Below are 21,517 nucleotides of genomic sequence, written 5' to 3' on the forward strand. Positions count from 1 at the left end.
CTTTCTTACTAAGTCACTCGCTTAAATTCAATACTGCAGAGGTAGCCTGGCTTTACAGTGGCGGGACCGCATAGGACTTGCACCTATTTCCCCTCATTCAATTTGGTTCTAAACTCCAAAATACAGCACTATTTACTTGTATGTGGATATTGTATAGAATTTGTAAACTAATGTCAAGATAATAACTATCATTGTAAAAAATATTTTTTTGCTTAAAAGACTTCTCCTGTGGTATATATTAAACAGAAAGCAAATCACAAATAAACACAGGAGGAAAAATAATGAAAACTCTTCGTAAAAAATACTTAATTCCATTGACATCCTGTCTTGTCTTGGGTCTAGTGAGCCCGGTTTTGGCCCACCCCTTCCATGATGTGGACCACCATTGGGCCAAGGATCAAATTGTCTGGGCCTATGATAAGGGAATTGTTTCCGGAGTCAATGCCAACCATTTCTCTCCAGATGCTACCATCTCCAAGGGTGAATTTTACCGGATGGTCAACCAATACTTTGGCTTGACCCGTAAGGCCGACATCCACTTTACCGACGTAACACCCAACATGTGGTTTTATGAGGATGTCCGTAAGGCTGTGGCCTTTGGCTACATTTCCGACTATACCGGAACCCTCCAAGCCATGTCTGCCATTAGCCGGGATGAGGCTGCAAGAATCCTAGGCAAGGTCTACAACCTTTCTGCCCAACCCGATGCAGCTAGAGACTTTTCCGACAGGGACCTCATCCGGAACCCTGGAGAAGTTGGAGCTCTTGTTCAAAAGGGCATCATGGTGGGAAAACCCAACAAGGAATTTGACCCCGCTGGATTTTTAACCCGGGCTGAATTTTCCGTCGTCTTAAAGGCTGCCAACGACAAGTTGGGAAGTCAATATGTCCCCTCTCCAGCCACCAGCAGTCAAACCACCACAAGTAAGGACAAGTTGGGCTATGCCCTAGATGCTAGCGAATACAATATCTTCAAAGATAAGATGCTAACCAAGGGCTACAGTCTGGACCAAGTTAAGGACCTTTGGGACCGGGGTTACCGTAACCCAGATAAAATTGACCAAAGAACCGGAACCAGCTGGACCAATTGGGCTAGCTACAATGACTTCTACCGTTACTATCGAGGTCTAGGCTATAGTGAAAAGCAAGTTGAAGACCTTTGGAACAAGGAAGCTGGCCGCTATTCCTATTGGTATCGTAACTTTGCCAACTACGACGATTTTTACAACTACTACAAGGGTCGAGGCTATTCAAATGACCAAATCCTCCATTTTTGGAACAATGGAAAAGACCCCTTAAACTTCTTCCCTAGCAACCGCTCCTATACAGACTACCGGGACTTCTACCGCTACTACAAGGACCGGGGTTACAGCAATAAAGAGATTGATGATCTATGGAATCAAGGCTATGGTCGGTATTATGACTATAGAGATTACTTTAGAAGTTATGATGAGTTTTATAACTACTTCAAGGGAAGGTATAGCGAATCAACCATTAAGGACATGTGGAATAGTGGAAACTATCGCCTAAATCCCTCTGTAGATTTGGATGGCCATATTCGTTGGCAATTTAAATAAAAGAAAAAAGCACGATATAAAATTGGGGAGGTTTGAACCTCCCCAATTTTATATCGTGCTTTTGTTTTTAATTTGTCTTATATATATTTTTTAATGGAGTAACCTTTTTATTATTATAGATATTGCATGCTTACAGCAATTAAATAACCCTAATTCTTTATACTTAATTAGTTTTCAAGTTATTTTAATATAACTATTTTTCTACTATGATAATCAATAATATCTAGTTCTGTTTCGAAAGCCTTCTCTAAATTATCTATAGTTAAGACATTTTTGGGTACACCAAAACTTAGTATATCTGTATTTTTAAGGATTAATATTTTGTCAGCATACATAGATGCAATATTTATGTCATGAACAGTCATAAGTATTGTAACTTTCTTTTCTTCAGCAATGTGTTTTAATAATTCCATTGTTTGTTTTTCATATTTTAAGTCTAATGCACTGGTAGGTTCATCTAATAACAAAACTTTTGGATTTTGCGCTAAAGCTCTAGCTATAATAACTCTTTGACGTTCTCCTCCTGAAAGTTGATGAACCATTTTCCCGGCAAATTTTTCAATTTGAAAATTCTTAAATAATTGATCTAAATCTTCATCTCTTTGTTTCTTTGGAGTATTTTGTTGGCCCAAACGTATATACTCATACACTAAAATTCCAAAATTTGTTTCTATAGATTGTGGTACATATGAAATATATTTTGCTCTTTCTTTTATTGATAATTTTTTTAAATCTATATCCCCATACTTTATACTTTCTGCTCCCTTTAAAATCATTAGTATATTCTTTAATAGCGTTGTTTTTCCAGTTCCATTCGGACCGATAATCGCCATTATTTCTCCATCATTAATTTCAAAATTTATGTTTCTTAATACTTTTTGATTTCCATAAGAAAAATTGATATTTTTTACTACTAAAGGCATTAGACACCTCTTTTTCTTAAAACTTGTATTAGAAAAATGGGAACTCCAATAAAAGAAATTATAATCCCTACCGGTATAACAACAGGTGCCAAAATTAATCTCCCTATTGTATCCGATATTAATAATAAAATGCTCCCCACTATCATAGACAACGGTATTAAAAACTTATAGATATTACCAACCAAACTTCTACTGATATGTGGCGCTGCCAATCCTACAAACCCTATAATTCCTGTAAAACTGATGATTGACGCTGTAATTAATGTAGCCAATATGTTTACCAATAGCCTTAGAATTTTTGTATTGACTCCCATGGATGTTGCCGTTTCATCATTGTTCATAGATAATATACTCAATTTATTGTTACAAATCATCAAAATAATGATTGATGGGATGCAGACAATCAAAACAATTTTACAATGCAACCAAGTGGCACTATTAATAGAGCCAAAACTCCAATTAACTACACTTGCCAATTTGGCATCATCAGCTACAAACTATACAGTTGTGGCTAAAGCCTGAAACAAATAATTTACTGCAATTCCAGATAAAACTATAACATGAGATTTATATCCAAATCTACTGGCCAATAGAAAAATAAGAAAAGACGCAAATAGTGCAAATAAAAAAGCATTTGAAACAATTCCCATGTTTGAATTGGAAAAAAAACTAAACCCGAAGACAATAGCTAATGAAGCACCAAATCCTGCTGCTGAAGAAATACCCGTTGTAAAGGGGCTCACCATTGGATTCCCAGTAATCCCTTGCATGATAGATCCGGCTACTGCTAATCCACTTCCTGCAAGAATCGCTAATAAGGTCCTCGGCAATCTAAGACTAAAAATTATTTTTTCGGCCTGTGCCAATTCTTTGCCATTTAATGCTTTTATTATTGTATCAAGTACCATCGACATTGTTGAATTTGTTACACCAAGAGAGCTAGTATAGAATGATATAAGGATTAATATTAAAAAAGAGAGGATAAGAAGAATCCATCTCTTAGCCTCTCTTTTTCTAACAAGATTAGATATAGACATTCCTACTCCTTTTCTAACTCATCAGCCGTATAAAAATGTCCATCAATATTTTTAAATCCTTGAAAATCTTCCATCCAAGCTCTAAAAACTTCATAAGGATCTAAATCGGGAACTAGATCGGGATACATCCATTTTGCAATAAACATTGTTCCTACTAGTTTTGATGCACCACCATGACTAAACTGAGTCATAAAATAAATATCATTATTTTTTACAGCCTTAATATCCGACCAGCCTGGTCTTGATTTAATTTCTTCCAGTTTTTCCTTAAACTGTTCTTTTCGAGGTGGTGTGTACAAACCAGTTCCACTCATTGCATCATCAGCTGTTAGAAATTTTATTATAACATCGGGATTTCTATTGATGACTTCTTCTGGGTTTATTTCATTAATGTTAATATTTTCATAGTTTTCACTAAATATGTTTTTAGCTCCAGCTAATTTTTGCATATTGAAGAAATAATCTCCAGGAATGGTTGATTGAAAGTCTGTTACTTGTTCTAAATACAAGGTTTTTTGCTTGTCTTCCGGTACTCTTGCTTTAATGTATTCTAATTTATCATTGAAATAGTCATAAAATTTTTTAGCTGTTTCTTCAGTACCAAACATTTTGCCTATATTTTCTACTTGGTTTTTAAAATCACTTGTATCATACCCAGATATAACAAACACCTTAATTCCAAATTCCTTAAGTTTGTTTTCTGCTTCTTCCCATGAACCGTTTGCAGGTAAAATAACAACTTGGGGATTTAATTCTACTATTTTTTCATAGTTTAAATCATTTCCCCCTTTACTTATTGTATTATTCGGATCAAATTCAGACCAATACTCTCTATCTTGTGCTGTATTCATATCTACGGCTATTACTCTATCAATAGCCCCTGAAGCCCTAATTAGTTCTGAATTATATCGATTTGCTACAACACATGTTTTCACAGGATAAGGTAGGGTAACTTTTCTTCCAACATTATCCGTCAATGTTATTTCTTTCTTTTCATCATTAGCTGCGGATTTTGATTCCTCCGCATTGATGTTTTCTTTGTTTTGACTCACATTTTTATTGCAACCAATGGCAATAAAGGAAGTCATACAAATAAGAACAAATAATAGCAAGCATTTAGTCGTTTTTTTCATAAGGCGCTCCTTAAAAATATTTTTTAGTGAGTCTATCCTCCATTACATTAAGTAAACACTTTCACCAAAATGATGTAACATCTAATTTATAACCCCTAAATAAAATTAGATATCGTTTCTAAATACATTTTATAGTACAACATCTGCTTTAAACCTTTGCAAGTTATTTCTATCTATTTATATTTATTTGAAAATATAGTCCTTTACTATAACTGGTTCACCGCAGATAAAAAATAAAAACGTTATCTATGGGAGATGATAAAATTAAAATCAATCTAAGTAAAATAAATATTGTAATGCCTGGGTGATTTTGTCCTATGATACAGATTGATGTTCACCTAAGTTTTATTGAATATTAATTCGAGACTTCGATAAGATTGTTTTAGCGTCATATTTTTATTAGAAAATCTGAAGTGTTTTTTGTTGTACTTAAACTATCAGTTCAAGATATAAAATATCTATTATAAATTTATTTCTACAGCAACTATCTTATAAAATCATAACCACCCGTAAAACGGGTGGTTTGATCACGGGCTATAAGCCCAAGTATTACCAACCAGCGTCTCAAGGCGCTGGTTTTCACTTTGTTCAAACCTTATTGTTTTTGCCTCTTTAGCCTGCCCTTAANCATAATCATAACCACCGGCTTAGCCGGTGGTTTGTTCTGCCCCTATAAGGGGCTGTTACCGGCAGCATTCCATGCTTTGAATTTTCTTACTCGTGCACCAATTTTCACAGCTAGTGCTAAAGCACTTTATTTCTTGCTTTTGTTCACCGGCTCACCCGTAAACGGGTCTATAAATTCTTTCATACTGATTTGATCTGCCATGTAATCTTCTTTCAGCTGGTTTTTGATATAATCTTGTATTTTTTTTGCATTTTTTCCAGCTGTATCTACATAGTATCCTCGACACCAAAAATGTCTATTTCCGTACTTATACTTTAGGTTTGCATGACGATCAAAAATAATCAAGCTACTTTTTCCTTTTAAATACCCCATGATTTGGGATATGCTATATTTTGGTGGAATCTCCAACAACATATGGATATGATTGGGGCAACACTCTGCTTCAATAATGTTGATCTCTTTTCTTTCGCATAAATCTCGTAATATCTTTCCTATATCTTGCTTTAGGTTTCCATAGATAATTTGTCTCCTATATTTCGGAGCAAATACTATATGATACTTACAATTCCAAGATGTATGTGATAAACTATTTTTATCCATGTGGATGCCTCCCTTTTCTAAATATGCTACTGCCAGTAACTTATTTAGTATATCATGGGAGGCTTTTTTACTTGAAGCTAAAGCTTATTTTCCTACCACCAGCATAGCTGGTGGTTTTTTCATGCTAAAGCGTACAAAAAAATGACCTTGATCAATCAAGGTCATTTTTTTATTTATCATAGACAAAGGACTTGTTGGTTACTTCTTTCCATTCCTCATCTACTTTATTCCCACATCGAATGTAATCGTGGCCATTTGTCGCTTCTATAATGGGATAATAGGCCCAATAATCCCTATCCAGGTCTGAAAATGTTAATAGTCTTCCTAAATTCTCATCGACAAATTTCTTGTCTGCCTGTCTGTTCAACATCTTGTTGGTAATACTAACAACCTCTGCCCGGCTAATCTTCTTGTCTGCCTTAAAGGTTCCGTCAGGATATCCATGAATCCAGCCTGCACTGGCTGCTTTTTTAACTAGGTCATAGGCCCAATGGTCCCTATCTAGGTCTTTAAAGTTTTTTTCTCCTTCCTTTAAATCTGCAAATTTTGATGCCATGGCAGCAAATTCTGCCCTGGTAATCTCTGCATCCGGTCTAAAACTTCCATCAGGATAGCCCTTGATGATCCCTACTTGCTCCAGGTAGGAGATGGCAGTAATGGACCAGCGGTTTTCCTCCACATCGGAGAAGGTGTGAGGATATATTTGACCCTTTTGGGGTGGATTTTTTAATAACCTGGAAAACATAACAACGACTTCTTCCCTGGTCATCTTATTTTCCCCTCTAAAGGTTTGGTCCTTATAACCCACTAGATATTGGTAGTGGTTTTCTCTATTTAAAATAGGGCTGAGTGGTTTAGAGGCTACAAGAGTCCGGTTTCCCCTTGGGCTTGGACTCGGACTTGGTTTTTCTTCTGGAATCCTTGTATTGGTTACTGTTAGGTCATCATCACTATAAGAAACAGTAAATCCTTCGGGTACAACTGGTTCATAGGCATAATAGCTATACTCAAGACCATTTTTATCGGTTACAGGAAGTTTTTCAAAAATTTGGGATAAATGGTCTTTGTCAGACTTAAATTCCCCAACCTTTTCTAATTCTGTATTCAAATTTTTCCTATACAAGATAATATTTGTCTCTTGGGGGTCTCCATGAATCCATTGAACATTCACCTTTACATCCTTCTTTGGACTTTCATATCTGTTTGTTACATTGAAGCCGTCATAGCTGACTGTATAGTTTTCAACTACTTTTGCTTCTTTGACAAAATATTTATATTCCTCTCCCTTAGAATCCGTTACCGGCATCTTTTCCCAGCTATAGATAAATTTTCCATTATCTTCTTTCACTTGAGGGGCTATACCTACTAATTCTTCCTGGCCAGGTGTAATTTTCCGATACAGTTTCAAGTCTACTTGTTTGTGGTCTGACTCGGGCCCACCAATCCAAGTTTTTGTCGCTTTAATCGTCTTTTTGGCTATGGGCTTAATTTCTTCTGGACTCTTTAATTTAGATGTGTAGGTCACTGTATAGTCATTGTCAACTTTTTCTATCTTTTTTTCATACTTATCAAGATCCGGAAAGCTTAGGCTATAGGCGATTTCTTTTCCTTCTTTATATTTAAACTCTTGAAATGATTCTTGCCAATCTTGGCTAATCCCTATGGAATAGTTCTCGCTTCCTTCTTGTGGAGAGCTATAGTCCTCTCCATCTCTTTTTACCGTTTTTTCATACTTATCAATATCCGGAAAACTTAGATTATATGCGATCTCTTCCCCCTTTTCATATTTAAATTCTTGAAAGCTTCTTTCCCAATCTTGGGTGCTTCCTATAGAATAGTTTTTGATTCCTCCTTTTGAGGAAAGACTAGCAGTGATATGATCTGGTCTAGTTCCGAATTTGTTATTTTCATCCTTCCAAACTACCTTCACATGAAAATCTACTTTTGCCGGGATGTGCTTGTAGGTTATCTTCAAACTTCCATCTTCTTGTGGATCGATTATCTTTTCATAACCCTCAAGGTTTCTTCCATCTAAAGAATAGGTCTCCCAAGTCATGGGAATATTTCCAAAGAACTGGCTTTCTTCATTTGTCCCTCTTTTCGGTATCTCCAGGATTTTGTAGGCAGGGTTTTTGTCATTCTCAGATTGAAGTTTTAAGTAATAAACTTCTTGCTTGGTCCTTATGCCATCCCGGTCATTGTCATCATCCCAGATAACACTAATCTTTTTACTCCCTTTCAGCCTTATATCTCTTGGGATAGAATCATGCCTCGCATTGCCCCCATAATTATAATTGTCCTTATCTCTTTTAAACTTACAGGTTAGCTTAAGGCTTGTTTCATTATCTATCTTGGTTAAAAAATCACAACCATCCTGGTCCAATTTATAATCAAAGCCACTTTCATAGGCTGTCAACTGACCCAGTCTAGTAAGATCTCCAAATTCTGGGATTAAGCTGGAAAGATCATATTCCTTATTATTAATTTCTGTAAAGACTTTCGCACGAAAACTCTCCTCTTGAAACTGTATTCCTCCTGAATATAGGCTACCAAAAGAAATATATCGATAGGCTCCTCCCCTTGGATGCCTATGTTTAATCTCAGAAAAAAATTCAACAGTTTCATCTGATTTTTGACCAAGTTTATCCGCTGCTAATGCAGGGTGGGTCATGACCAATAAAAATACCAAGACCATTGCCAGGCCTCTTCTAATTTTCATTCCTTCTCCCTCCTAATCCTTATTTCTATCTTCTTAGGTCAAAGTATATATCTAGATATATACTTTGTCAATCTTCCCTGTTCCAAGCTAAATTACAACCTACTTTTCCAAATAAAAATCTAGCTTTACTGCCAGCCTATTAAACTCTAAATCAAATCCTGCATTTCTGTTAAAAATTCCCAATACCTCTTGGGCATGTTGGACCTTTGAAGCTTTTTATTTTCCCGGTCTTGGATGGAAACGGCCTGGGTAAAGCCCCTCCAAAGGTCCTGGCAGGTCACCTCTTCCTTGGAATAGGTCTCTTCTAGAGAATCCACCTCTACAAAAGACAGCTGGCCATCCTGGTAGACCAAGCCTGTCCCCCGGCCTAGGTCATGGATTAAAAAGGTCTCCTGGGGCAGGCGATTTTTAAAGTGGAGGCCCAGGGGGTAGAGGATATTTCCCTTGGGCCGGATGGGACCATAAAGGGCCCCATTTTCCAATTCTCGAAAGCGCAAAAGTCCCTTGTAGGAATGAGCTTCTGAAGAGATGGTCTTGGCATTTTTCACAAGGGCCCGGGCCTGGGGCTGGTCGCTGTAGAGAATGTCCTTACCATGGTCTACAAGGAGGTAGATGGTTAGGGCCAGGTCATTTTCAATTTCAGGCCGGTCGGCCAGGATGGCCCACTTAAATTCATTTCTTAAAAAGTTCGGAAACCTATCCTTTAAATACTTTAGGACTCTTTGGCTTTTAGCCTGGTTGCTTTTGACCTGGACCAGGTCTGGGAGGAAGGAGGGGGTAAAGCCTCTTTCAAAGCGGATATTCTTTCGATAGGGGTAGCCATCAAAGACGGCCGTTAAAAGTCCCTGAGGGGTCCCGTCATATTGAAAAATCATGGCAAAAAACTCATTTGCTGGATCCCTTGGTCCCGGCCCACCAGGTCCCGACGGATATCTTCCAAATTTTTCCCAGCTCCTGGCAGGGCCTTGCCCTGGGCCAGGATAAAGTGCTTGGCTCTTTTGACAGAAATATTTAAAGAGCGAAAGCTGTCGGTAGTCAAGGCACTATAGCGCCGGGCCTGTAAGATCCTCCGGGCATACCTGGGGCCAATGCCAGGAATCCGTAAAAGTTCCTCATAGGAAGCCCGGTTGATTTCCATGGGAAAGAGGTCCATATGGTGGAGGGCCCAGGAAGCCTTGGGGTCTAGGTCCAGGTCAAAATCGGGCTCCTGGTCTGTTAAAATCTCCCGGGCCTTAAATTGGTAAAAACGCAGGAGGAAGTCCCCTTGGTAGAGTCTGTGCTCCCGCTTCAAGGGAGGAGGCCCCGCCGGAACCAGGCTGGTTTGGTTTACTGGAACATAGGCTGAAAAATACACCCGCTTCAGGCCCTGTCTCTGGTAGAGAAGTTCGCTAAGGCTTAAAATGTCCCGGTCACTTTCTCCCGAAGCCCCAATAATCATCTGGGTGGTTTGGCCCGCCGGGATAAAGGTCTTTTTCTTGCCTTTCCGTCCCTCCTCTTGGTCCAGGAGGGTCTCACTAATCTGTCTCATGGGCCCCATAATGGATTTTTGTGTTTTTTGTGGGGCCAAGAGGGCCAGGCTCCTGGTGGAGGGCAGCTCAATATTAACACTGCCCCGGTCGATATAAGACCCCAGTTGGGCCACTAATTTTGCATCGGTGCCGGGGATAATCTTCATGTGGATATAGCCATAAAAACCCCTTTCCCGGAGCTTTTTAGCCACCTGGACCATCCTTTCTGAAGTCTCATCAATATTGGGATAGATTCCCGAGGATAAAAAAAGCCCCTCAATATAGTTGCGACGATAAAATTCCAGGGTCAAGTCCACCAACTCATCTGGACTAAAGGCTGCCCGGGGGACATGGTTGGACCGACGGTTGAGGCAATAGGCACAGTCAAAAACACACTGGTTGGTCATCAAGACCTTTAAAAGAGAAATGCAGCGGCCATCCTCACTCCAAGAATGGCAAATTCCACTGACATGACCATTGCCCATACCTCCCTTGTTGGCCCGACTGGACCCAGAAGAAGAACAGGAGACATCATATTTGGCGGCATCCGATAAAATTGTCAATTTTTCAAATAAATCCATTTTCTCACCTTTTGCTTATTATACCATAGGAAGAAAGATTTTTGAACATACGTTTTATTTTTTCTCAGTATTAATCTCTTGTTCTTTTTCCTGCAAAAAAAGAGGAGCCTAGGCTCCCCCTTTAAGTTACTTATTCAAAATTTGATTGATTCTTTCCAGCATCTTGTCCTTACCTAAAAGTTCCATGATGTTAGAAAGTTCCGGTCCATGGACATTGCCTGTAATGGCAGCCCGAGTTGGCATGTAGAGGCCCTTGCCCTTGATGCCAGTCTTCTTTTGGATCCGCTTCATAACGGTCTTGGCAAATTCTTCGTCCACTTGGTCCACAGCTTCCAATTCTTCCTTCAAGGCCCCTAAAAGGTCCTTGATTTGGTCGCTGGCCAATTGGTCTTTGGCTTCTTCTTCCGTCACTTCTAAGTCACCAAACAAGAAAGCTGTCTTTTCCGGCACTTCTTCGATCCGAGATAGGGACTCTCTAACTGTTTCCAAGAGCAGTTTTAACCAGTCTCGGTGACCTTGGGCAAAGTCTTGGCTTATAAGGCCTGCCTTGACCAATTCCGGAATGGATAGATCCACTAAGTCATCAATAGGTAATTCCTTAATATAGTGGGCATTGACCCAGTCCAGCTTGTTCTTGTCAAAAACTCCCCCGGCCTTGGAAACCCGGTCGAAGGAAAATTGGTCAATTAGATCCTTCATGGAAAGAATTTCTTCATTGTCCTTGGGACTCCAGCCCACAAGAGCCAGGTAGTTAATTAAGCCCTCTGGCAGGTAACCCCGATTTTTAAAGTCCTCTACACTGACATCCCCTTGGCGTTTAGACAACTTCTTGTGGTCTGAATTTAAGACGCCGGGTAGGTGGACATATTGGGGCTTTTCCCAGCCCAAGCAATCATAGAGATAGATGTGTTTGGGGGTGGAGGGTAACCATTCTTCCCCTCGGACAATGTGGGTAATCTTCATTAAATGGTCATCCACCACAACAGCCATATGGTAGGTTGGGAAACCATCCGACTTCATTAAAACTTGGTCGTCCATTTCATTGGTGTTGATGGTAATGTCTCCCCGGACAGCATCGTGGAATTTAATATCCATATTTTCTGGTAACTTTAGGCGGACAACGGCCTTTTCTCCCTTGGCGATCCGTTCCCTCGCTTCTTCCAGAGGAATTGACCGACAAAGACCGTCATAACGGGGAATTTGTCCCTTGATCTTTTGTTCCTCTCTCAAGTGGTCCAAGCGGTCCTTGGAGCAGAAACAATAATAGGCATGACCATCTTCCAAAAGTTGGTCTACATACTTTTGGTAAATATCCAGACGTTCAGATTGGATATAGGGACCGTAGTCTCCTTTTTCCACAACCTTGCCGTCTTCCATAAAGACCCCTTCATCATAGTCAATCCCAGCCCATTTCAAGGATTGGATCAAGCCCTCAATGGCTCCTTCCACAAAACGAGTCCGGTCCGTATCTTCAATTCTTAAAACCATCTTGCCTTGGTTGGCCTTGGCAAATAAATAATTATATAAAGCGGTACGAAGTCCCCCAATGTGCAAATAACCTGTTGGACTTGGAGCAAATCTAAGTCGTACTTCCGTCATAAATAACCCTCCTGATTCATTTTATAAAGTATCCTTCAAATATTATAACACAATTCCCTTTTCTGCCCAAAAGAATCCGTCCGAGAATAAAAAAGTTTTTTATTTAGCCTAGCCTAATCAAGTTTTGTCTTTTTATTGACAATCCTTTTGGGCCCAAAGCCACTAACCATCCCATTTTCCTCCTTATACCAAAATAAAATTCCCCTTTTTTCCTCTTGCTTCTTTTCCAATTTACCAATCTTTTTTACAATAATTCATTGATTTCTTATAAATCCTTGCTATAATAGACATATACGTTAAATCAATATTTTTAAGGAGGAATTTTCAATGGCATATGTAATTACTGACGCTTGTATCGCATGTGGTGCTTGCAAACCAGAATGTCCAGTAGACTGCATCGCTGAAGGTGCTATTTACGAAATCGACGAAAATGCTTGCATCGATTGTGGTTCTTGTGCAGGAGTTTGCCCAACTGGAGCAGCTCAACCAGAATAAACAATACTTATAAAAATTAAGGCCACCCTTTGGGGTGGTCTTTTTTTGTAAAATTAGACCCACCAGCCCAATACTTACAAGGCCCTACAAACCATTCGCCACCCGTATTGATAATCAGAAGATATAAATATAGGAAATAATACCAACACCCCTATTCCCCAAATACACAGATTCGGGATTGCAGAACGGGCTGGACAAGCCAGCCCCTACAGACCAACCGTCACCTTGTAGGGGCGACCTTGTTCATGACCTATCCCAATGAAGCCAAGTGAAGCGAAGGCTGAATTGAGGAAGGTCAGATGCAGTCTTTCACAGCGAAAGGAGCGAAAGCGAACTTGAGCTGATGAAAAGTTGTAGTCGCCCGTATTGATAATTAGAAGATATAAATATAGAGAATCATATCAATAGCCATATCCCCTAAATAAACAAATTCGAGATTGTGGAAAGGGCTGGACAGGCCAGCCCCTACAGACCATCCGTTACCCTGTAGGGGCGACCTGGTGTCGCCCGTATTGGTATACAGGATATATAAATATAGAGAACAATATCAATATCCAGAAAATTCAATTGTAGGGGCGGCCCCGTGCCGCCCGGATTGATAGGCAGGATAAATCAATATAGGGGATAAATTTATATCCCAATATTTCTAAAAACATTTTAAAATCCCCACAAAAAAGGCCACCCTTTCGGGTGGACTTTTTTAATGTTTATGGTCACAGTGGCAAGCACCAGGGCAGCTAGAACAGCCACCCTTGGTTTTTTTCACATGTTTAATGGCGAAATAGCAGGCCACTAGGATCACAATTCCTAAAATAATTGTTCCCATAAGATATCCTTTCTAGACTTAACGACTTTCTCCTGCTGCCTTCATGGCAGTCTTGGCCAGTCTGTCTTTGGGGTCTGGTCTAAAGACCAGGTAGATCATAGCCAAAAGGGTTGCAAAGGCAATATAGGTCCATAGGCCTACGGCTTCTCCCAGGACTAGAACTCGGCCAAATTGGTAGATCATCATGGCAATGGCATAGGAGAAAAGAATTTGATAACCAATGGCTATCCAGGTCCACTTGGCGGAATTCATTTCATTCCGGATGGCCCCCACTGCTGCAAAGCATGGAACAGTCAATTGGTTAAATACGGTAAAGCTCAAGGCGCTAACAGATGTAAAGGAGGCTGCTGCAAAGGCAATAACTCCCGGATCTGCTTCGTCCAAGCCGGCTCCAAGTCCTGCAACAACTCCGTAGGTTCCTACTACGGCTTCCTTGGCTACAAGGCCTGTAAAGGTAGCTACAACGGCCTTCCAGTCTCCAAAGCCCAGGGGAGCCACCAAGGGGGCAAAGAAGCCACCAATGGCTGATAGGATGGAGTCTGTTGAGTCATCTTCAAAGGTGTGGAATTCACCCTTGACGCTGATGTTACTTAAGAGCCAAATAGCGATGGTTGCTAAAAGAATAATGGTTCCGGCCTTGACAACAAAGGCCTTGCAACGGTCATAGGTGGACCGTAAGACGTTTCTTGGATTAGGGAAGTGGTATTCCGGCAACTCCATAACAAAGGGAGCTGGATCCCCTTGGAAAAGTTTGGTTTTCTTAAGGATAATCCCTGAAATAACCACAGCGGCAATCCCAATAAAGTAGGTCAAGGGGGCGAACCACCACTTGTCAATGAAAATTGCTGCAGAGAAGAGAGAAATAATGGCCAACTTAGCCCCACAGGGTAAGAAGGAAGCTGTAATAATGGTCATCCGACGGTCATTGTCATTTTCAATGGTTCTGGTGGCCATGATTCCAGGAACGGCACAACCGGTCCCAATTAGAATCGGGATAAAACTCTTACCAGACAGACCGAATTTACGGAAAATCCGGTCCAAGATAAAGGCAATCCGGCTCATATAACCAATGTCTTCCAAGATGGCCAAAAGTAAGAACATACAAGCAATAACAGGTAGGAAGCCTAAAACAGCCCCAACACCACCGATGATTCCGTCTACGACTAAGGAGTGCATCCAGTCAGCCACGCCGGCATTGGTAAGCAGTTGGTCAATCCCGCCTTGGGTCCATTCAGCCACTACGGTGTCGTTGACCCAGTCCGTAATGGGTTGGCCTACCCAGATAATGGAAATATAGTAGACACCCACCATAATCAAGGCGAAAATCGGCAAGGCCAGCCAACGGTTAGTGACAATCCGGTCAATCTTATCCGTTGTGGTTTCTCCCGTTCTTCCCTTGCGAACAGTTCTCTTGGTCACGTCTGTAACCAATTGGTAGCGGGCATCGGTCATGATGCCTTCCCCATCATCATCATGGTCTTCTTCAAACTTGGATATAAGAGCTTCCAGACGACTTTTTTGGTCTTGGTTTAAGTTATATTTTTCTAAAACTTTTTCGTCCCTTTCAAGAAGCTTGATGGCCAAAAAGCGTCTGGCCTTTTCTTCTTTTAAGCCTGGGACAATTTCTTCAATTCCGGCCAAGGCATCTTCAATATCCTTGGGATATTTTTCTTCCGCTTGGATCTTTTTAGTCAAGGCCACCTTTTTGGCCACATGGATCAATTCATCCACACCTTGGTTTTTCAGGGCAGAAATTTCCACCACTTGGCAACCCAAGTCCTTAGAAAGCCCCCCTATATCAATCTTGTCCCCATTCTTCCGGACGACGTCCATCATGTTTAGGGCCAAGACAAAGGGAATGCCCAATTCAGACAATTGGGTGCTTAAATAAAGATTTCTTTCAATATTTGCTGCATCGACAATGTCGATAATGACATCCGGAACTTCGTTAATTAAATAGTCCCGACTGACAACTTCTTCTAAAGTGTAGGGTGAAAGGGAATAAATTCCCGGCAAGTCCGTAATACTAACTTCCTTGTCCTTTTTATAGACCCCTTCCTTCTTTTCAACTGTGACTCCTGGCCAGTTCCCTACATATTGGTTGGAGCCTGTAAGTAAATTAAATAATGTGGATTTCCCACTATTCGGATTCCCGGCAAGTGCTATGCGAATCATCTTATCCTCCTAGTTAATTATCTTCGATTTCTGAAACATCAATAGGCTCAATTTGGACCATTTCAGCATCTTGTTTTCTCAAACTCAATTGGTATCCCCTAAGGTGTATTTGTACCGGATCCCCCAAAGGAGCCACCTTCACTACAGTGAAGCCTGCATTTTTTGTCAAACCCATATCCATGATACGCCGTTTAACAGCTCCCTGACCGGAGATTCTCTTTACACGATAAGACTCGCCAATTTTAGCATCTCTTAAGGTCAAAACTTCCATCCTTATCTACCCTCCTATAACTGTGACATCAATCCTTCTTGCAATGTCTTTTCCAATGGCCACACGGCTTCCCTTGATTTTTACAATGAGGTTTCCCATGGTTTCAGATACCACAGATAGGACCGCCCCTTCGATAAAACCAATATTTGCTAGAAATTTTTGCTGGTCATTATCCTTGATTCTCAAGCGTGCAATGGTGTAATCAACGCCAAGCTCTGCCATTAATAAATTCATTTTGCACCCCCTCATTGCTTCTTTCATATGTAGTAACCAATAGTGACTATCAATACATATATTATATTAACAGACCTCTTCTTATTTATCAATAATAATTCTCTAAATCAAAGAAATTTTTTATACAAAAAAAGAGTGATTTCTCACTCTTTTTCTTCCTGGTCCTCTAATAAGATGAGGTCTAGGTTTTCAATTTTTCTCTTATCCATCTTCTTGACGATAAAGAGGGTCTTGCCTCTTTTTACTTCGTCTCCTTCTACTGGGAGTCTTTCCAGCTGTTCCATGACCCAACCCCCAATGGAATCGTAGTTTTCACTTTCCAGGTTCAAGTCAAAGGCATCGTTAACTTCATCAATCCTAAGCTCGGGGTCAATCCGGTAGTGGTTTTTCTCTAATTTAATGTAGGGATTTTCTTGGTCGTATTCGTCGTCAATTTCTCCCAAAAATTCTTCTACTATGTCTTCGATGCTGACGATACCTGAGGTCCCACCATATTCATCTACGATAATGGACAGGGAGACGTTTCTTTGCCGCATTTGCCGAAAAAGGTCAATTACTGGCATGTATTCGTAACCGAAATAGGGCTCGTGGAGGTAGTCTTCAATCTTGATGGACTTGTGTTTTTCCAGGGGAAGAACCAGGTCTTTCAAGTGAAGGATTCCTACAATATGGTCGATATTTTCTCGGTAGACGGGAATCCGAGAGAAGTTATTTTCTTGGATAAAGGCAAAGAGGTCCTCATGGCTGCATTCGATATCCAGGGCAGACACGGAGGTCCTGGGAGTCATAATGGACAGGGCTTGGTCTTCCTTGATGTCCAAAACATTGTTGATAAAGGATGTTTCTTCATCCATGAGAATGCCCTGCTCTTCCGAAACATCTACAATGGTTCGGATTTCATCCTTGGTAATCTTGTCTTCTCCGGCATTTTTCCCACCCAAAATCCCGATTAAGAAGTCGGTAATAATCCCCAAGAGGTAAATCAAGGGGGTCAATATTTTTTTCAAAACTAGGATTGGTCCTGATGACCTAAGGGCCATGGGTTCGGGGTTGATTTGGGCCAGGGACTTGGGGGTGATCTCACCAAAGATCAAGACCAGGATGGTCATGACAACGGTGGACAGGATGGGGCCCTTTGACCCGCCATAGAGGCTGGTAAAAAACACCGTAGCTATGGCAGAGGCTCCAATATTGACAATGTTGTTGCCCACCAAGATGGTAGTAATCATCTTAGAGGGTTCTTCTAAAACTTTTTCCACACGACCTGCATTTTTTACGTTTTTATCCTTAAGCTGCCGGACCTTGTAGGGGCTCAGGGTAGTTAGGGCCGTTTCCGAAGAGGAAAAAAAGGCCGACAGGGCGATTAATATTATTAAGGACAGGATCTGTATGATGCTATTGGGGTCCAATACGTCACTCTTTCTACTTAATCAAATTAAGGTTCATTACGAAATTCCATACTTAGGAACTTGGTGTATTCCTTCTTGAAGACCAGGTCTACTGTGCCTGTTGGTCCATTTCTATGTTTGGCAATAATCAGTTCCCCGGTGTTTTTCTTTTCTGAGTCTTCGTGGTAGTAGTCATCCCGGTAGAGGAACATAACCACATCGGCGTCTTGCTCTATGGCCCCACTTTCTCTCAGGTCTGATAGGATGGGCCGGTGGTCTTGTCTCAATTCCGGTGCCCGGGAAAGCTGGGACAGGGCCAGGACCGGAACGTCCAGTTCCTTGGCAATTCCCTTAAGGGCCCGGGAGATGGCCGATATTTCTTGTTGTCTGGACTCGGCTCGACCAGAGTTTTCCATGAGTTGCAAATAGTCTATAACGATAAGGTCCAGGCCTTTTTCCATCTTGAGCTTTCGGCACTTGGCCTTGAGTTCCAAGGGGGAAATTCCTGGGGTATCGTCAATGTCTATGCTAATAGCCTGCATGACCTGGATGGCATCAATGATTTTTTTCCATTCATCTGCATCTAGGTTGGCAGAGATAATCTTGCTTAGGTCCACATGAGCCACAGAGGACAAGATTCTTTGGACCAATTGGGGGGCACTCATTTCCAGAGAAAACATGGCCACCCGGGCCTGGTCCTGCATGGCGGCATTGGTGGCTATATTCACCATCAAGGCCGTCTTTCCCATGGAGGGTCTGGCTGCTAGAAGGATCAGGTCGCTTTTTTGCAGACCGGACAACTTCCGGTTGAGGTCGGCAAATCCTGTGTTGAGGCCTGTTAGGGCCTTGGGATTTTCGGCTCTTTTTTGCATGGTTTCAAAGGTTTCTTGAATGACCTCGGTCATTTGGAGAAAACCTCCCCTTTGAGAGCCTTCTGAAATATCAAATATATTCTTTTCTGCCTTTTCTAAAAGAGCGTCCACTTCGCCAGTTTGGCTGTAGGCATCGGACATGATGCCGTCGGAGGCTTGGATGAGCTTCCTTAGGGTGGACTTGTCTTTGACAATTTTACAATAGTATTTTACATTGCTGGTGGTGACAACGGCTGCAGACAAGGCTGCCAGGTAGGCTGTCCCGCCAACTTCCTTGAGTTGGCCCTTGGACCTTAATTGGTTGGCCACCGTCAAGAGGTCCGCCGGTTCATTCATATTATAGAGGTCCAAGATGGCCAGGTAAATTTGTCCATGGACCGTCCGGTAAAAGTCTTCGGCATGTAAAAATTCAATGGCTGTGGTGATGCTTTCCTTTTCCAGGAGCATGGACCCTAATACATTGATTTCCGCATCCTCGTCATAGGGAGGAATTCGTCCGTTTTCTTCCATTAGTCTTGGGTTTGGACATCAACACGCAGCTTGGCAATCATTTCAGGATAAACCCGAACTTCCACAGTATGGACGCCTGCTTGTTTGATGTTTTCCTTTAGTTCAATTTTCTTCCGGTCAATGGCCACCTTAACCTGGTCTTTGATGGCTTTTTCAATATCCTTGTTGGTAATGGCTCCAAAGAGACGGCCTCCATCGCCCCCCTTGGCTAGGATGGTGATTTTTGTCTTTTCTAGCTGGTCTTTAATTTTGAAGGCTTCTTCTTTTCTTTCTTTTTCTTGGGCTGCCTTTTCAGCTTGGTCGGCTTCCCAAATTTTTAGGTTTTCTTCAGTCGCTTCTATGGCTAGGTCTCTGGGAAATAAAAAGTTTCTTGCATAGCCGTCACTGGCTTGGACTAATTCTCCTTTTTTCCCCAGGTTTTTTACATTTTCTGTTAAGATAATCTTCATACTTCTGCTCCTTCCTCTAAATATTCTTCAATAGCTTGAAGAAGTTGGTCTTTTGCATCTTCCAAGGAGTCGGTTTCTATTTGGGCTCCGGCCATATTCATATGGCCTCCCCCTCCGATTTTTTCTAAAATCAATTGAACCGAAAGTTCTCCCAGGCTTCGACCGGAAATATGGATGGATTTTTCCTTCTTGGTCAAAACAAAAGAGGCCTTGACCCCGTGGATGTCTAAAAGTTCATTGGCTGCTTGGGCTGCCACCAAGACGGAGTTGTCTGCCTGGCGGTCCAGGTAGGACACGGCAATATAGTCAAAGTAGATCTTGGCATGGTGGACGACTTCTGCCCGGGCCAAGATTGTGTCATAATCGTCTTCAAAAAGAACCCGCACCTTACTCATATCGGCTCCGGCTCGCCGGAGGTTGCTGGCGGCTTCAAAGGTTCTAACCCCTGTATGGTAGGTAAAGTTTTTGGTATCTACCACAATCCCACTCATAAGGGCATCAGCTTCAAAATTGGTCAGGTGAAAGTCGTCAGACATGTAGGTCAGCATCTCGGTTACTAATTCACTGGTAGATGAAGCATAGGGCTCTACATAGCTTAAGACGGGATTGTCCACAAATTCCTTTCCTCGCCTATGGTGGTCAATGACGACAATATTTGGAATTATATCCACCAAGGCAGGATGTTCTGTAAAAGAGGGCTTGTGGTTATCCACCATAATCAGAAGGGAGTCCTTGGTAGCCATATCTTGGGCTTGGGCTCCAGTGACAAAGCGTTCTCTTAAAGAGGGTTGCTCTTGGTCCATCCTTTTTAGGAGGTTGTCAATGCTGGGGTTGGACTTGTTTAAAACCAGATAGCCCTCCTTGCCTCGGTTGGCCACAGCACGTAAAACTCCAATACCAGACCCAATGGCGTCCATATCGGCATTGCCATGTCCCATGACAAAGACCCGTCTGGACCGGTCAATCAATTGCCGCAGGGCCACTCCAATAACCCGGGCCTTGACCTTGTTTCTCTTTTCAACAGCCTTGGACTTGCCACCGAAAAATTCATAGGAATCGTGGATCCGGACCACTGCTTGGTCCCCACCACGGCCCAGGGCCACATCCAAAGAGGTATCAGCTTCCTTATAGGATTCAACATAGGCCAGGCCTGGTCGACTGACCCCAATGGACAGGGTCAGGGGCAGGGCATTTTCAAAGTCCAGACTCCGGATAATATCCAATAGGTCAAAGCGACGATTTTTTAAGTCCATAAAGGCTTCTTGGTTCATGACAGCCAGGTAGGTATCTTGGTCAAATTTTCTCAAGATGGCATTGACTTCATGAAAGTATTGAGAAATCGTGGAATCCAGTTTGGCTTGGACCATGGGACGGAGGTTGGAATCAATGGAATCCATGGCCTCGTCATGGTTGTCCACTTCCACAATAGCCACAACAGGCTTGTTGTCTTCAGCGAACTTTTTCAGGTCCTCATACTTACTGGTATCCACCCAATAGTACATCTTTAAGTTTTTCCGGTCGGAAGACTTGGTTTCCACTTTATTGGGGTAGACGGTATAGGTCCTGTCCTCCAGGGTCATGGAAAAGGCACTTTCTTCCTTTTGGTCCTTTTTCTTGTCTGATAGGTCTACAATCTTAGTCAAAGAAGACCCAATCAGGGAATTTTCTTCTTGGAATAAGTTAATAAAGGGAGTGTTGTACCAGACAATCTTGTCCTGGTCATCGGCAATAACCAGGGGAAAGGGCATGGAAAAAATCGCATGCTTGGTCAGCTGGTCAAAGTCTTGATTCATGTGTTCCAGGTAGTCCACAAATTCTTCATTCTTACTGGCTACTTTTCTGTAGCTGGCATAGGCGGAATAGGCTGTGAGAAGAAGGGCCAGGACCCCTAATATAGGGTTTTGGGTCAAAAGGGCAATGGATATCAAGGCCATAGACCCTAAAAGCAATATAAAATCCCTTATCTCTAAAATTTTTGTATCATTCTCCATA

Annotated in this window: 17 protein-coding genes, 1 pseudogene and 1 riboswitch; of the genes and pseudogenes, 2 read left to right on the plus strand and 16 right to left on the minus strand. The window is 41.6% G+C overall.

All coding sequences use genetic code 11. The features are described from left to right. Positions 1-17 precede the first annotated feature (17 nt). A riboswitch (cobalamin riboswitch) is annotated at positions 18-143 on the minus strand. Positions 144-281: 138 nt separating this feature from the next. Continuing rightward, positions 282-1,577 (plus strand): S-layer homology domain-containing protein, encoded by a 1,296-nt coding sequence (locus CS898_RS02755; RefSeq protein WP_099207994.1) that lies wholly within the window; start codon positions 282-284, stop codon positions 1,575-1,577. Between the two features lie 179 nt (positions 1,578-1,756). On the opposite strand, the gene CS898_RS02760 is transcribed toward CS898_RS02755, so the two are convergent. The 8 genes and pseudogenes from CS898_RS02760 to gltX all read right to left on the minus strand — a co-directional run bounded on the left by CS898_RS02760 (position 1,757) and on the right by gltX (position 12,305). Further along, complete coding sequence (locus tag CS898_RS02760) at positions 1,757-2,500, minus strand: ABC transporter ATP-binding protein (protein WP_099207995.1); 744 nt, start codon at positions 2,498-2,500, stop codon at positions 1,757-1,759. Then, positions 2,500-3,537, minus strand: a pseudogene (locus CS898_RS09995) (FecCD family ABC transporter permease). The gene CS898_RS02760 and the pseudogene CS898_RS09995 overlap by 1 nt, the downstream one beginning before the upstream one ends. Positions 3,538-3,539: 2 nt before the next feature. Beyond that, the gene (locus CS898_RS02775; RefSeq protein WP_099207998.1) at positions 3,540-4,670 is read right to left on the minus strand and encodes an ABC transporter substrate-binding protein; all 1,131 of its coding nucleotides are present in this window, start codon (positions 4,668-4,670) and stop codon (positions 3,540-3,542) included. Between the two features lie 754 nt (positions 4,671-5,424). Continuing rightward, the gene (tnpA, locus tag CS898_RS02785; RefSeq protein ID WP_099207909.1) at positions 5,425-5,898 is read right to left on the minus strand and encodes an IS200/IS605 family transposase; all 474 of its coding nucleotides are present in this window, start codon (positions 5,896-5,898) and stop codon (positions 5,425-5,427) included. Positions 5,899-6,067: 169 nt separating this feature from the next. Continuing rightward, positions 6,068-8,617 carry an S-layer homology domain-containing protein gene (locus tag CS898_RS02790; RefSeq protein ID WP_099208033.1) on the minus strand — a complete coding sequence of 850 codons (2,550 nt, stop codon included), beginning with the start codon at positions 8,615-8,617 and terminating at the stop codon, positions 6,068-6,070. Positions 8,618-8,763: 146 nt separating this feature from the next. Next, positions 8,764-9,492 carry a TIGR03915 family putative DNA repair protein gene (locus tag CS898_RS02795; RefSeq protein ID WP_099208034.1) on the minus strand — a complete coding sequence of 243 codons (729 nt, stop codon included), beginning with the start codon at positions 9,490-9,492 and terminating at the stop codon, positions 8,764-8,766. Continuing rightward, positions 9,489-10,706, minus strand: coding sequence for a putative DNA modification/repair radical SAM protein (locus tag CS898_RS02800; protein WP_099208035.1), 1,218 nt, complete (start codon positions 10,704-10,706; stop codon positions 9,489-9,491). The genes CS898_RS02795 and CS898_RS02800 overlap by 4 nt, the downstream gene beginning before the upstream one ends. 126 nt (positions 10,707-10,832) lie before the next feature. Further along, positions 10,833-12,305, minus strand: a complete 1,473-nt coding sequence (gene gltX / locus CS898_RS02805; protein ID WP_009431730.1) for a glutamate--tRNA ligase — start codon at positions 12,303-12,305, stop codon at positions 10,833-10,835. 327 nt (positions 12,306-12,632) lie between these two features. Between gltX and fdxA the strand changes: the two genes are divergently transcribed. After that, complete coding sequence (fdxA, locus tag CS898_RS02810) at positions 12,633-12,800, plus strand: 4Fe-4S ferredoxin (protein ID WP_009431836.1); 168 nt, start codon at positions 12,633-12,635, stop codon at positions 12,798-12,800. 700 nt (positions 12,801-13,500) lie between these two features. Here fdxA and CS898_RS02815 read toward each other — a convergent pair. The 8 genes from CS898_RS02815 to CS898_RS02850 form a co-directional block, all read right to left on the minus strand. Continuing rightward, positions 13,501-13,626 (minus strand): FeoB-associated Cys-rich membrane protein, encoded by a 126-nt coding sequence (locus CS898_RS02815; protein WP_099208036.1) that lies wholly within the window; start codon positions 13,624-13,626, stop codon positions 13,501-13,503. Between the two features lie 18 nt (positions 13,627-13,644). Continuing rightward, positions 13,645-15,801, minus strand: coding sequence for a ferrous iron transport protein B (gene feoB, locus CS898_RS02820; RefSeq protein WP_099208037.1), 2,157 nt, complete (start codon positions 15,799-15,801; stop codon positions 13,645-13,647). Between the two features lie 13 nt (positions 15,802-15,814). Beyond that, on the minus strand, positions 15,815-16,072 hold the full coding sequence (locus tag CS898_RS02825; protein WP_009430563.1) for a FeoA family protein: 258 nt from the start codon (positions 16,070-16,072) through the stop codon (positions 15,815-15,817). A 6-nt stretch (positions 16,073-16,078) separates the two neighbouring features. Further along, complete coding sequence (locus tag CS898_RS02830; RefSeq protein WP_009431972.1) at positions 16,079-16,306, minus strand: FeoA family protein; 228 nt, start codon at positions 16,304-16,306, stop codon at positions 16,079-16,081. Positions 16,307-16,449: 143 nt separating this feature from the next. Next, the gene (locus tag CS898_RS02835) at positions 16,450-17,715 is read right to left on the minus strand and encodes a hemolysin family protein (protein WP_099208038.1); all 1,266 of its coding nucleotides are present in this window, start codon (positions 17,713-17,715) and stop codon (positions 16,450-16,452) included. Positions 17,716-17,741: 26 nt separating this feature from the next. Next, positions 17,742-19,076 carry a replicative DNA helicase gene (gene dnaB, locus CS898_RS02840; protein ID WP_009431263.1) on the minus strand — a complete coding sequence of 445 codons (1,335 nt, stop codon included), beginning with the start codon at positions 19,074-19,076 and terminating at the stop codon, positions 17,742-17,744. Beyond that, positions 19,076-19,525 carry a 50S ribosomal protein L9 gene (gene rplI, locus CS898_RS02845; protein ID WP_099208039.1) on the minus strand — a complete coding sequence of 150 codons (450 nt, stop codon included), beginning with the start codon at positions 19,523-19,525 and terminating at the stop codon, positions 19,076-19,078. The genes dnaB and rplI overlap by 1 nt, the downstream gene beginning before the upstream one ends. After that, positions 19,522-21,516: a DHH family phosphoesterase gene (locus CS898_RS02850; RefSeq protein WP_099208040.1), complete on the minus strand. Its 1,995-nt coding sequence runs from the start codon at positions 21,514-21,516 to the stop codon at positions 19,522-19,524. The genes rplI and CS898_RS02850 overlap by 4 nt, the downstream gene beginning before the upstream one ends. Position 21,517 lies beyond the last annotated feature (1 nt).

It is taken from the genome of Urinicoccus timonensis (assembly GCF_900232945.1).
Lineage (GTDB): Bacteria > Bacillota > Clostridia > Tissierellales > Peptoniphilaceae > Urinicoccus > Urinicoccus timonensis.